Raw genomic sequence first — 12,918 nt, 5'->3', positions numbered from 1 at the left:
AAGCCGGGAAGGCCAAGAAAGTCGCCATCACTGCGATCATGCGCCGTATCATTGTTCTGGCCAACACCCTGCTGCGCGAAAATCGGGATTGGCTTCCTGTGCGTCCTTGACCAAGACGGATACTCGACCGCCCGTTTCGCAAATGATCGCGTTTATTGAAGCCTATCGTGCCGATTACGGGGTCGAGCCAGTCTGTCGCGTTCTGCCGATTGCCCCGTCCACGTTTTACCAGCAGGCGGTCATGGCAAGAGATCCGGCCAAGGCCAGCCCGCGTGCGCGGCGCGATAGGGAGTTGATGGAACATATCCTTCGGATCTGGCAGGACAACCGTGCTGTTTATGGTGTGCGTAAGGTCTGGCACAGCCTGAAGCGTGAAGGGCGACAGGTCGCGCGCTGCACTGTTGAGCGTCTGATGCGCAAGATGGGTCTGAAGGGTGTGATCCGGGGCCGGAAGGTCATCACGACCCGTCCGGATACGGCGCGCCCCTGTCCCGATGACAGGGTCAACCGGCAGTTCCGAGCTGAGGCCCCCACCAGCTCTGGGTCTCGGACTTTACCTATGTCCAGACCTGGAATGGCATGGTCTATGTGGCGTTCGTCATTGATGTGTTTGCCCGCAGGATCGTGGGCTGGAAGGTCTCGACTTCCATGACTACCCAGTTCGTGCTCGATGCCCTTGAACAGGCCATCTGGCAACGAAAGCCCGCGGGAAACAAAGTGCTGATCCATCATTCGGACCGTGGATCACAATACCTGCCGATCCGATACACCGAACGCCTGGCACTGGCTGACATCGATGCCTCGGTCGGCACGGTTGGTGACAGCTACGACAATGCACTGGCGGAAACCATCAACGGTTTATACAAGGCCGAGGTCATCCATCATCTGGGGCCATGGAAATCCATGGCGCAGGTCGAATGGGAAACCCTCAAATGGGTGGACTGGTACAATAACCGACACCTGCTGGCGCCAATCGGCTACAGGCCTCCCGCCGAAGCCGAACGCGCCTTCTATGCAGATCAGAGCAAACTTGATATCGCAGCCTGATTACTGAACAAATCGCTCTCCGGTAAACCCGGGGCAGTTCACTATCCGTCAATCACCTCCCGGTCGCAATAATGCCCTCCTCCATTCTTCCGGTCTCGATTTCCGCTCGGCGGGTTTTCATTCTCGGGCTTGTCGCAGGCTATGTGGATGCCCTGAGTTTTGTTGATCTGGGCGGCATCTTTGCTGGTGCGATGACAGGCAATACTACACATATGGGAGCATCGTTTGTCAGTGGGAACTGGCATCATGGCCTCCTTCTGGTCGGTGTGCTGGGTGTCTTTTTCCTTACTGCCATCCTGTCCGGCCTGATGCGGCTGTTATGGTCGCCAGCTTATGGTGTCATGGTGATGACAATCTTTATGGTTGTGGCGCAGGTCGTGCATGGATCGTCCCTGCGTTACTGGGGCGAATTTTGCGTGCTGCCAGCACTTCTGGCCGTGCAGGGCGAGACGATCGCGAAGTTTTCCGGCACGCCCATGCCCACGATCGTCGTCACGACAAACCTGCTGAAAGCCGCATCGGGAATTGCGGAATGGATTGCCTCATATCTTGCGCCGGACAGGAATACGCGCCCTGTTGCAGGAAGCATTTTTCTGCCGCTACTTTTGTGGGGGGCTTTTCTGGCTGGCGTGATAGCCGCCGCCATGGGGCTGGCCTTGCACGGTAGTTTTCCGTTCCTGTGGCCCGTCCCGATCCTTGTCTTTCTATACCGGGATATCTGGAAAACAGAGCGTGCAGGGCAAGACGATAATTGAACACTCAGTCCGGCAGGACCAGATCAGACGTGGGACGTAACGCGTTTACGAATGCGAATATGCCTCTCGGTCAGGTCGGGTTTTCATGCCTGACAGCCGACATTCTCCTTCCCCCCTTCTTTCATGCAAATTAGATTGACCCAAACAGGCTATAGTCTGATTGTGACAAACTGGAGCCACGGTGTATCAAGGGCTGCATGGTGGTTTTTCCGGGAGGGTTCAAACAGGATAAAGCGGTCTTTGCTTTGTCTCCTCCAGATAATGTCCTTTATCAGGAAGAGGCGAGCGGAATGCAATTACCTTGTGTTTTGCATAATGTAATTGCATAATAAGCTTCTGACTTTAGATCAGGAGGCGATGATGCCCCGGACCACTTCCCATCCGAAGGCGGAGAATTTCAACTTCCGGATTGACCCGGCACTGAAGGCAGCGTTCACGGCGGCAACCCGTGCGGATGAACGGCCTGCGGCTGAAGTGCTGCGGGATTTCATGCGTGCTTATGTCGCGCGGCGAGAACAGCGTGCTTTCGAGACGGAAGCGCGGCGGCAATCCCGTGAAGTGGCGGCGCTGGCGTGTGATCCGGCAAGTGATGAAGCTCAGGTGTTGCGCGAACTGGACGCGCTCTTCGAGGAAGATGATTTCCAGGATGAGTGGACGGCGTGAAACGCGGTGATCTGGTGACGATCGCCGTCAATGGTGATTATGGTAAACCGCGTCCGGCCCTTGTCATACAGGCTGACGCCTTTTCTGACCTGCCGGCCGTGACTGTGTTGCGGTTGACCAGCACGGTGCAGGACTGGCCTTTGTTCCGGATTACGGTTGTCCCCAGCACGACGAACGGCTTGCGCCGCCTGTCGCAGGTGATGATTGATCGGGCGGTGTCCTTGCCACAGGAAAAAATCGGTCCGGTTTTCGGACATCTGGAGGTCTCGTCTTTGCGTCAGGTCGATCAGGCTTTGTCAGTCTTTCTCGGTCTGTCGGTCGGCCGCCTTCCATGATCGCGTGCAATCTGGACAAAAAGACGGATGCGATAGCTGGAAATTACCCTGTTCGATAGGGGATGGCTTACTGTCTGTGCAGGGCGGGTCGGTGATTTGGCGCGAGGCTATCCCAGACCTGCATGAGCGTCGTGATGGCTGCATCCAGTTTTTTTGCACTGTCGCCATCCCTAGTTTCGCAGGCCATGCCGTGGAGAAAGGTTGCCAGTAGCGTGGGCAGGGTTTCGGTAGCAGACGAGCCTGTCAGTTCCCCGTTTGCAATGGCCCGGTCCACGCAGGCTTTGATACCTTTGCGGTTACGTTCCCTCTCGGCAGCCAGAAGGGTCTGCACGGGCTGGTTTTCTGGCGAGCAGTTGGCGGCTCCCAGCACAGTCAGGCAGCCGGTGGGATGCGAGCGGGTCGTCTGCATGCGGGCGGAGCGTCGCAGGGTCTGTTCGATGGCGTCCCGTGGGGCAAGTGTTTCGTCCCAGAGCGGTGCCATGACCTGACCGTAAGTTTCCAGATAACGCTGCACGACTTCGTGAAACAGCGCTTCCTTGGAGCCGAATGCAGCGTAGAAGCTTGCGGGCGAAATGTCCCCCATGCTGGCCTTGAGCTGGTTCAGCGACGTCGGTTCATAACCCTGCTTCCAGAACAGCGTCAGCGCGGCCTCCAGCGCCTTGTCCCGATCAAATTCACGGGGCCGTCCTGTCCGGGCCATGCAGTGTCTCCGTTGGTGTGAATAATTTTCTATACTAATCGATCCGGAAATGGATTGCCAGCATTACGCACTGAATCCACCGTCAATGGTCTGCATGGCTCCGGTAATGCCGCGCGCCGCAGGACCGGCCAGAAACGAGACATAGGCGGCGACATCCTCTGCGGAGCCGTGTTCCTTGATGGCCATGACGCTGTGCATGAGATCGGCCTGTGGACCGTTGGCCGGGTTCATATCCGTGTCGGTCGGTCCCGGCTGGATGACGTTGACCGTGATGTGACGATCCCCAAAGTCTCGTGCCAGACCGCGCACCATGCTTTGCAGTGCGGATTTTGTCATGCTGTACGCCGCCAGTCCCGTGAAAGGTACCCGGTTGGCGTTCGTGGAGCCGATCAGGATGATCCGGCCCCCATCCGGCATGGACCGGGCGGCTTCGACCGAAGCGTGATAGGCAGCGCGAATGTTGATATCGATCATGCGATCAATGTCGTCTGGATCGAGCGTCAGCGGATCTCCGGCGATGCAGATTCCGGCGTTGAAGACAAAGATATCGATGGGGCCGACGTCGCGCGTGGCGGCAAGAATTGCGGAGCGGTCAGTTGCATCCGCCTGAATGGCTTCTGCCCCGGTCTGGCGGGCAAGGTCTTCGGCTTTTGTGCGCGAACCGGCCCATGTGAAGCGCACGGATGCGCCTTCGCTGGATAGTTGTTTGACGATTGCAGCTCCGATCCCCCGGCTGCCGCCGATGATCAAAGCTTTTTTTCCTGAAAGTTTTGCCACGTTATGATCCCTCACATTCTGTACCGATCAATACAGAACAAAAAAGACGGCGGCGCGCAAGTTTATTCTGTACCAAATGATACGGAAATAATTTTTAGATGATTGCTTTCCAGAAACTGAAAGATTGCCCTCTGCTTCCCACAGTATGGTTTTGTCTCCTCTGACCGGCATATTTCAATACTGACCGGTCCAGAAATTCGTTGCTAAATATCGGTTATGCACATATATGGACCGTCCGATACATATATGTGAGTTACAAATGACCGAACGTCTATCTCCATCGTCAGATGATAGCTTACCGGTAGCCGGTCTTCTGGCTCTCGCAATGACAGGCTTCCTGTGCATTATGACAGAGACACTCCCAGCAGGCTTGCTGCCGGAGATCAGCACTGGCCTACATATATCACCCGCCTATGCAGGGCAGATGGTGACGGCTTATGCTGTGGGCTCTCTGAGTGCCACCATCCCACTGATGCTTGCGACCCAAAGATGGCGACGACGGACTGTTCTGCTTCTGGCGATCGTTGGCTTCCTGGTATTCAATGCCATAACGGCCCTTTCTCAGGATTACTGGCTGACACTTGCTGCCCGTTACAGCGCGGGAGCCGCCGCTGGCTTGGCGTGGGCGCTTCTGGCAGGATATGCGCGGCGGATGGTGAGGCATGACCAGCAGGGACGGGCGCTGGCTATTGCCATGGTGGGCACGCCTATTGCGCTTTCTCTCGGTGTCCCGGCAGGAACTTGGCTGGGGAGCGCGCTAGGATGGCGGCTGGCCTTTGGGATGATGTCGATCTTTACACTTTTTCTGACAGGCTGGGTATTGGCGACAGTGCCAGACTTTCCGGGAGTGTCTGATAAGGAACGTCTGCCGTTCCGGCATGTTCTGATTACACCCGGGGTTCGATCGGTTCTTGGTGTCGTCGTCTTTTGGATGCTCGCGCACAATATTCTTTACACTTATATCGTGCCTTTTCTTATCCCATCGGGGCTGGCGGGAAAGGCAGATCTTGTACTGCTGGTTTTTGGCATTGCTGCACTGGGTGGGATCGGACTGACCGGAAAGTTGGTAGACCATGCGCTACGAACGACCGTTCTGGTCAGCCTGGCGGTTTTCGCTGGAGTCTGCGCCATTTTTACTGTGGGGGCCAGCTTTCCTGCTGTCGTCTGGGCAGGTGTAACTGTTTGGGGACTGACTTTTGGTGGGGCTGCGACATTACTCCAAACTGCTCTGGCTGATGCAGCTGGAAAGGGGGCTGACGTCGCGCTGTCTATGAATGTTGTGGTCTGGAATAGTGCAATCGCTGGGGGAGGACTTCTGGGAGGGATACTGCTGAATCTATATGGCGCTTCCTCTTTTGCATGGGTGATGCTGGGCCTTCTGGCCTGTGGTTTGGGTATTGCATGGCTGGCGCGCTCATACGGTTTTCGGGCAGGTCATCGTCTTTCGCAGCATAACTCTGAATTATAATTGCGTTTATTATTTTAAATAATAGGAAATTAATTCATATTTTTGATGTTTTCTTATAAAAGTCTATTATAAAATTAAGCTTTACTTCAGGAATTATTTTTAATTCACTTTTTAAAGATTGCCTAAAATTTTTTATTAAAGTATTCTGATGGTTTATCTTGGAACGTGATAGAAGGTAATCCCATTGATTTCAGATTTTTGACGACTAAACCGGCTCTCCCAGATGTTTACGCATCCATTTGGTTTCTTTAGTCGGGCGGCGATGGAAATGGTGTTTGCAGTCCCGGCTGAACTGGGTGGGGCTGGCATAGCCGACCTCGGCAGCAATCAGGGCTCTCGAACTCTTACGATGTGCTACGGTAATCCCCCCATAAAAACAGCTGCCTGAATTCTCATTCAAAAGCCACTTTTTATGGGGGGATTACCGATCCAGTTATGGGACGCCGGAGCAAGAGAATAGAGCTGCGCGAGGTTATTGACCTGGGTTCCCAGCCTTCCCGAGAGGGAAGGCTGAAAGTAAAAACTTCTACTTATTACGTTGGAGTTGCTGGAAAACTCCGAGCCGCCCCTCTTCAACGCGATCACATAGCGAGCGCGACGGCAATCAGCACGATCACGCACACGGCGTAGGTAATGAGCTGTTGTGGGGCGAGGCCGGCTGGCCTCGAGGTTTCAGCCTCGAACTCCGGATCGGTCCACGCCGTGCCGGGGAAGATCGGTGCGAGCGCCATCGAGACGAAGTAGCTGGCGGCCGCGACCGTCGCGAACAGGAACATCGGCAGCGTCAGCGGATGCGAGCCGAATAGGATGGCGAGCGATAACCCGCCGCCGAAGAACCCCATCAGCATCGTTTGCGCGTTGTGAAACTTGGCATGGGGAGGCCAGTGCGGGTTCCACAGATGCTGCCTGGCGGTAGCGGGCACGAGCGCGTCGGCCACGAAGCCACCGAAGTTGAACACCGCCACGAAGGCGATGAGGTATTTTGCGATATCCATAAGACACACCTTTTCCGTTGGCTGGAAAAGGACGTGCCGGAGGTCGGTCCCACACATGTGGGCGACTTGTACGAGCGTAAATGCCACCCGGACTACCTACCGGGCTGTGACTTTTACACGTCCATGCCTCAGATCGCATATCTGTCTTGCTGCGGTCAAGTGAAGTGCCCTAGGTGTTTAGTCCCGGGGTTTGATGGTGTGGTATTTTCACGAGAGTGGAAGGAAGCGTTATGGGACAGATACGTCATGGACTTGTGACGGTTTTGTGCCGGTTGACTGAGCGTTTAAAGCTTTCAACAGGAAGGGCATGAGACTATGGCATTGAAGCAGACGGAAGAGTTTCGCCGCGAGGCGGTCAGGATCGCGCTGAGCAGCGGTTTGTCCCGGACACGGGTTGCGGCGGATCTGGGGATTGGCAAATCAACGCTGAGCCACTGGATTTCGCAGTATCGGTCGACTGATCTGACAGCGCCTGAAGCGTCGACGGACCTCGTCCGGGAGAATGAGCGTCTTCGCCTGGAAAACCGTGTCCTGCGGGAGGAGAGGGAAATATTAAAAAAAGCCACGCAGTTCTTCGCGAGCCAAAAGACGTGAGGTTTGCGTTTATCAGGGCACATCGTGACCGCTGGCCCATCGCCGATCTGTGTCGGGTTCTACGGGTCTCGACGCGTGGCTACCGAGCATGGGTTTCCCGGCCCATGTGCGAGCGCTAGCGCACCGATCTGAAGGTTCTGGCGCATATCCGCGAGCATTATGCCCTGAGCAACCGGACCTATGGCCGTCCGCGGATGACCATGGAACTCAAGGAAGCAGGGCTTGGGGTTGGTGAACGCCGTGTGGGGCGACTGATGAAAGCCAACGGTATTCGTCCCGTACGTACGCGTCGGCACAAAGTCACGACCGATAGTCGGCATTCTCTTGGTTTTTCCGACAATATTCTGGACCGCGACTTCATGGCCGACGCCCCCAATCGGAAATGGGCAGGCGACATCAGTTATATCTGGACCAGCGAAGGCTGGCTCTACCTTGCCGTCGTCATTGACCTGTTCAGCCGCCGCGTTATCGGTTGGGCCGCCAGTGACCGGATGAAAAAGGACCTCGCTATCAGGGCACTCGATATGGCGGTGCGTCTACGCAATCCATCACCTGGCTGTATTTTTCATTCTGATCGCGGCAGCCAATATTGCTCCCATGATTTTCAGAAGAAGCTGACGGAATACAAGATGACACCGTCCATGTCCGGCAAGGGAAACGGGACTATCCTGAATTTTGTGCGGTGTGGTGATAACTTGCTCGAAGAGGCCCCCCCCGCATGAGCATTGATAAAGATCTTCTGGACCGTCTGATGGAAGGTCGTTCACCTGGCGACCTGTTTGGCAAAAGCGGCATACTCTCGGAATTGACGAAGGCTCTGGCGGAGCGAGCGCTCAACACGGAGATGAACCTTCATCTTGATGAGGAGTGCGCCAATAGGGCTCTTGCCGAGGGTAACTTGCCGCCCAATCGAAGAAACGGCAGCAGCCGGAAGACCGTGACCACGGAGAGCGGCAAGGTTGTCCTGGATATTCCCCGGGATCGGAACGGCACGTTTGACCCGATGCTGATCGCAAAGTATCAGCGTCGTTTTCCCGAGTTCGACCGCAAGATTATCAGTATGTATGCCCGGGGCATGACGACCCGCGAGATCCAGGGGCATATCGAGGAAATCTACGGCGTTGAGGCCTCACCGAGCCTCATTTCCGCGATTACCGACGCGGTGATGGAGGAGGTCGTCGCCTGGCAGAACCGCCCGCTGGAACCCTGCTATCCGATCGTCTTCATGGACGCGATCCGGGTTAATATCCGCAGTGACGGGACAGTCTCGAACAAGGCCGTCTTCGTCGCGCTCGCGATCCTGCCCGACGGCACGCGGGACGTTCTGGGGCTATGGTTTCAGGCGAATGAGGGTGCCAAATTCTGGGCCAAGGTCCTGAGTGACCTGCGCAATCGGGGTGTGCAGGATATCCTGATCGCCGTAGTCGACGGACTGAAGGGCTTTCCGCAGGCCATTGAGGCGGCCTTCCCCAGGACCCGTATTCAGACGTGCATCGTTCATCTGCTGCGTCATTCCATGAGCTTTGCCAGCTACAAGGACCGCAAGGCCGTCGCGACCGCTCTCAAGGCGATCTACACGGCAGTGGACGCCAGGGAGGCCGAGGCAGCCCTCGGCAGGTTCGAGGAAAGCGATCTGGCCAGGCAATACCCGGCCATCGCGCCCAGTTGGCGCAGGGCCTGGAATGAGGTCATCCCGTTCCTTGATTACCCCCCCGAAGTGCGTAGGCTGATTTACACGACGAATGCCATTGAGGCCCTGAACGCAAAGATCCGTCGCGCCGTGCGCACCCGCGGCCACTTCCCGAGTGACGAGGCCGCCGCAAAATTGATTTACCTGGCGCTCAATGCTACCTCATCAGAGTGGAAGCGCTCAGTGCGCGAATGGCACGCTGTCAGATGCCAGCTCGCAATCATGTTCGATGATCGCTTCCCAATGGCCTGAAAAAATGGCACCGCACAAAATTCTACACAGTCTCAGGGAAACTGCTATGACAACGCCGTGGTCGAGACCTTTTTCAAGAGCCTGAAGGCTGAAATGCTTTGGAGACAAAGTTGGCCAACACGGCGTCAGGCAACAGCCGCCATCTTTCAATACATCAACGGTTTCTATAATCCGCGACGGCGCCATTCCTATCTCGGGAGTATCAGCCCTCTCGCTTTCGAGGCCAAAGCCGCGTAAAAGAGATCACATACCGGCACAAAACCGTCACAAGTCCATTCCCTTGCTGATCGGGAGGAAAGCCGGTTTTCCGGGTGCGGAATTCCCTGCATTGACCTTACCAGACGCGATAAATACGCTTATCGCGTGTGGTGGCATTGATACCGGTTGAATCGCCTGCCCGGGACTGTCATCCTGGTTCTATGACCGTCAGAATCTCTGCGAACCAGTTTCTGGACCGGATAGCGGTTTCCGGTTTTCTCCCCGTCGCGGACACGGAGAAGGGTGGGCCGCAGCCGACCCCGGTAGGGGCGGCGGCGCTGGAGACGGCCATCCGGTTCGCAAGCCGGGCCACGGCACCGGCCACGCTGCGGGCCTATCGGGCCGACTGGGCGCATTTCCAGGCCTGGTGCCGGCAGACCGGTTTCCAGCCGCTGCCCGCCACGCCCGAAACCGTCGGGGCCTATCTGGCCAGCCTCGCCGGGGTATTTTCCCCGAATACCATCCGCCGCCGTCTGGCCGCCATTGGCAAGGCCCACCGGTTCGGTGACTGGCCCTGGAATGCCGGCCACCGGGCCATCCAGGGGCCGCTACAGGGCGTGCTGCGGACGCAGCGCCAGCCGGTCCGCAAGCCCGTGGCCGTGCGCCGCACCCTGCTTGTGGATCTGCTGGCCACCTGTGACCTGTCGCCCCGGGGGCGGCGCGACCGGGCGCTGCTGCTGGTGGGCTTCGCCGGCGGCCTGCGCCGGTCGGAACTGGTCGGCTTGCAGGTGGAGGACGTGACACCGATGGCGCATGGCCTGCAGCTGCGCATCCGGTCCAGCAAGACCGACCAGACAGGGGAGGGGGCGGTAATCGGCCTCGCCCGCGGGCAGCAGCCCGAAACCTGCCCGGTCCGGGCGCTGGAGGCCTGGCTGGATGTGGCCCGGCGCGGGGTCGGTCCCCTGTTCCGCAAGGTCGAGGCCTCGGGCCGGATCGGCAGTACGGGACTGCATCCGGATGCCGTGCGCCAGATCCTGCGCCGGCGCGGGGAGAGGGCCGGGTTCGCGCCGGAGATCCTCGCCCGGCTGACGCCGCACGGCCTGCGTTCCGGCTTCATCACCGAAGCCTATCTCGGCGGCGTGCGCGAGGAGGAAATCCGCCGTCACGTCCGTCACCGCGATCCGCGCAGCACGCGGGGCTATATCGAACTACTCGATCTCGTGGTTGACAGTCCGGCCGGGAAGGTTGGGTTGTGACGGGAGGAAAGGGGCTGGTTTCGCCGTCATGTCGGACGTCGAAGTGGTGATGGCGGTTGCTCGAAAGCCGACATTGTCAGGCGAGCAGCGATAGACCGCGTCCCTAAAGCCCCTCCCAAAGCGATGATCCGAGGCGCTTCTTCTGAAACTAGCGCTCAGAAAAAGCCCGATAAAGTCCAACATCTCTTACGTAGAACGCTGTAAAAATCGGTGTTGGAGGGAGCGCCGGGCCGCGAAGCCATGGGCGCATTCGCCCGGTCGCTTCACCGCGACGAACGGTAGTTTTGGTAGCGAGGAACCGACCTGCCCTCAAAGTGCGGAGATCGGCAGGTAATGATGTGATCCGATATTCCCGGCACTACATCAGAAGAGCGCATGTTGGTCGACTGCCGACGAACTGGTCACTGCGCTAAATCTCGCCTGTCCGGTTTCGGCGAGATGCGCAGTCTCAGACCGGACGGAATGTCAGGTTTGGTTAGAAAGTGCAACAAAGTGAACACTAGCAAAAAAGTTTTGTGTTGATTAGAATTTGCGTTGCGCTGGTAAAATGATGTTAATTTGTCACTTTATCGACTACCCGCATGATCGACGAATTGTACGTTAGTCGGTAGATAAAAAAACACCAGGTGAGGAAATTCCTGACCTGGTGCTCTATATTTTGTGCCGAGGGCGCATAGCTGACGCCAGTGGGGCCGATTCGGCTGCTAAAAGGACTTTGTACGGATTTATGGCGGAAAGTCAAGTACCATACCCCAATCGGTCAAACCAAATTGCGGCAGTCCGAGCCTCGTTGTCAGAACCGCGATTTGCAACTTATCTTAGGAAAGGTGGCGGTAACGAAGCCTATGCGATTGCCTTATACCTTTACAACGCACGAGTAGCTAAGGCGTTTATGTTCCCGCTTGGGGTTGTCGAGGTAACCCTGAGAAACGCGATAGATGCGTTGCTCGTGTCTAGGTATGGCGCGACTTGGCACCTTCATGCCGGTTTTCGCAATACCGTGTTAATGAAAGAGGGCCTCGCAACGCTCGACAAAGCGATTAAACGCGCAGGCTTGGCCCCCGTGCGTAGCCAGGTCGTTGCTGAGTTGACTTTCGATTTCTGGTCGAATTTATTTCGGCCCAATTATGGCAACCTCTGGCGAACCGGCCTCAACATCGTCTTTCCGAACCTGCCGAAGACAACAACGCGACATAATGTCCAACAGATGGTCCGCTCCATCAACGAGTTTCGCAATCGCGTCGCTCACCACGAGCCTATCTTGGATCTCAACGTCACCGAAGTTCACGCCAACATTGTCGGGCTTGTTACTATGCGTTGCGCCGAGACAGCTGCATGGCTTAAGCATCATTCTACGCTCAACACCATCATCCGTACCCGGCCGCGAGGTTCCACTGCAGGATTTGTGAACTTAGCGTCGCGCTTAGCACCCGATTACATTCCTGTTACTGAGGAAACGACGCTCGAAAATGTTGCAACGCAGTTCGACCGCAAACATCAAGTGGCCATTTGTCGTGACGGGCAAGGTGCACTACTTGCGGCGTTCGGGCCGCTTGACCTGATCCGTTTCCTTGCCGACAACACCAAAACCAATGATGGAATGACTGCACCGCGGGAGCTGACGGTTCGCGAAATGCTTGACGCCAATGTCGCTTCTGCCTGGATAGCGTTGCCAGCGAATGGCCCGCTTTCGGATGCTGTGGTTCAGTTGACAGGCAAAACGATCAATATTGTAGTCGGCATAGATTCTGCGGATATGGTCGTTGGGGTTATCACTCGGGCGCTTCGTCGTTACTAAAGCCCGCATAAAGCCAAACCCGGCTCTCTGTCTCTGATAGAAGAATTCTAATTCAACACATCCGCGAATATCGTCTTTGGGACACTCGGAAATTGGGGGGCAAGCCTGCGAAGAGGTCGCTTGCTGTCCGGCAGCTTATGTCCGATCCGGACACTCGCAACGCATTTGGTGAACGGCAATATCTGGTTGGTACACGTCATGAACATGAGCGCAGAGAATGGCTACTTTCGGCTATCGCTTCCCGACAGCCGACATTCCGCATCCCTGAAGGGTTTCGGGCGCCGCCAGGCGTACGAAAGTCTGGGAAGACCGAACCCGCGACACCGGGGTTCAGTTATGGGGAATTTGCAACTGGCGCTACCCGGGGGAGAGCCTGAGCCAGAGCATACA

The 12,918-nt window shown here is 56.7% G+C and carries 10 protein-coding genes, 3 pseudogenes and 1 other annotated feature; of the genes and pseudogenes, 10 read left to right on the top strand and 3 right to left on the bottom strand.

Translation table 11 applies throughout. The features are described 5' to 3' along the window. Positions 1–99: 99 nt before the first annotated feature. Positions 100–217: a sequence feature (AL1L pseudoknot), on the top strand. From ACBR42_RS16175 to ACBR42_RS16160, 4 genes and pseudogenes are all read left to right on the top strand, one after another. Further along, positions 125–1,047 (top strand): annotated as a pseudogene (locus ACBR42_RS16175) (IS3 family transposase); the annotation flags it as partial. It overlaps the preceding feature by 93 nt. Positions 1,048–1,118: 71 nt before the next feature. After that, entirely contained in the window at positions 1,119–1,802 is a 684-nt protein-coding gene (locus ACBR42_RS16170; protein WP_371208705.1) for a YoaK family protein, read from the top strand. Between the two features lie 360 nt (positions 1,803–2,162). Next, entirely contained in the window at positions 2,163–2,465 is a 303-nt protein-coding gene (locus ACBR42_RS16165; protein ID WP_371208704.1) for a hypothetical protein, read from the top strand. Beyond that, entirely contained in the window at positions 2,462–2,800 is a 339-nt protein-coding gene (locus tag ACBR42_RS16160) for a type II toxin-antitoxin system PemK/MazF family toxin (protein WP_058989286.1), read from the top strand. The genes ACBR42_RS16165 and ACBR42_RS16160 overlap by 4 nt, the downstream gene beginning before the upstream one ends. A 67-nt stretch (positions 2,801–2,867) precedes the next feature. Here the strand turns inward: ACBR42_RS16160 and ACBR42_RS16155 are convergent, their stop codons facing one another. Next, positions 2,868–3,500, bottom strand: a complete 633-nt coding sequence (locus ACBR42_RS16155; RefSeq protein WP_371208703.1) for a TetR/AcrR family transcriptional regulator — start codon at positions 3,498–3,500, stop codon at positions 2,868–2,870. Positions 3,501–3,563: 63 nt separating this feature from the next. Further along, positions 3,564–4,277 carry an SDR family oxidoreductase gene (gene bdcA / locus ACBR42_RS16150; protein WP_371208702.1) on the bottom strand — a complete coding sequence of 238 codons (714 nt, stop codon included), beginning with the start codon at positions 4,275–4,277 and terminating at the stop codon, positions 3,564–3,566. A 259-nt stretch (positions 4,278–4,536) separates the two neighbouring features. Between bdcA and ACBR42_RS16145 the strand changes: the two genes are divergently transcribed. Continuing rightward, the gene (locus ACBR42_RS16145) at positions 4,537–5,745 is read left to right on the top strand and encodes an MFS transporter (RefSeq protein ID WP_371208700.1); all 1,209 of its coding nucleotides are present in this window, start codon (positions 4,537–4,539) and stop codon (positions 5,743–5,745) included. A gap of 581 nt (positions 5,746–6,326) precedes the next feature. Here ACBR42_RS16145 and ACBR42_RS16140 read toward each other — a convergent pair. Continuing rightward, positions 6,327–6,740 (bottom strand): DUF6640 family protein, encoded by a 414-nt coding sequence (locus ACBR42_RS16140; RefSeq protein ID WP_371208699.1) that lies wholly within the window; start codon positions 6,738–6,740, stop codon positions 6,327–6,329. Positions 6,741–7,055: 315 nt separating this feature from the next. On the opposite strand from ACBR42_RS16140, the pseudogene ACBR42_RS16135 reads away from it, so the two are divergent. The 5 genes and pseudogenes from ACBR42_RS16135 to ACBR42_RS16115 form a co-directional block, all read left to right on the top strand. Then, positions 7,056–7,993, top strand: a pseudogene (locus ACBR42_RS16135) (IS3 family transposase); the annotation flags it as partial. A gap of 59 nt (positions 7,994–8,052) precedes the next feature. After that, positions 8,053–9,276, top strand: coding sequence for an IS256 family transposase (locus tag ACBR42_RS16130; RefSeq protein WP_371208698.1), 1,224 nt, complete (start codon positions 8,053–8,055; stop codon positions 9,274–9,276). Positions 9,277–9,297: 21 nt separating this feature from the next. Next, positions 9,298–9,513, top strand: a pseudogene (locus ACBR42_RS16125) (IS3 family transposase); the annotation flags it as partial. A 182-nt stretch (positions 9,514–9,695) separates the two neighbouring features. Beyond that, positions 9,696–10,730 carry a tyrosine-type recombinase/integrase gene (locus tag ACBR42_RS16120; protein WP_371208697.1) on the top strand — a complete coding sequence of 345 codons (1,035 nt, stop codon included), beginning with the start codon at positions 9,696–9,698 and terminating at the stop codon, positions 10,728–10,730. A gap of 646 nt (positions 10,731–11,376) precedes the next feature. Beyond that, positions 11,377–12,528, top strand: coding sequence for a hypothetical protein (locus ACBR42_RS16115; protein ID WP_371208696.1), 1,152 nt, complete (start codon positions 11,377–11,379; stop codon positions 12,526–12,528). Positions 12,529–12,918 lie beyond the last annotated feature (390 nt).

This window comes from Komagataeibacter sp. SM21 (assembly GCF_041402665.1).
Taxonomy (GTDB): Bacteria; Pseudomonadota; Alphaproteobacteria; order Acetobacterales; family Acetobacteraceae; genus Komagataeibacter; species Komagataeibacter saccharivorans.
This window is presented reverse-complemented; position numbering and strand designations above follow the sequence as displayed.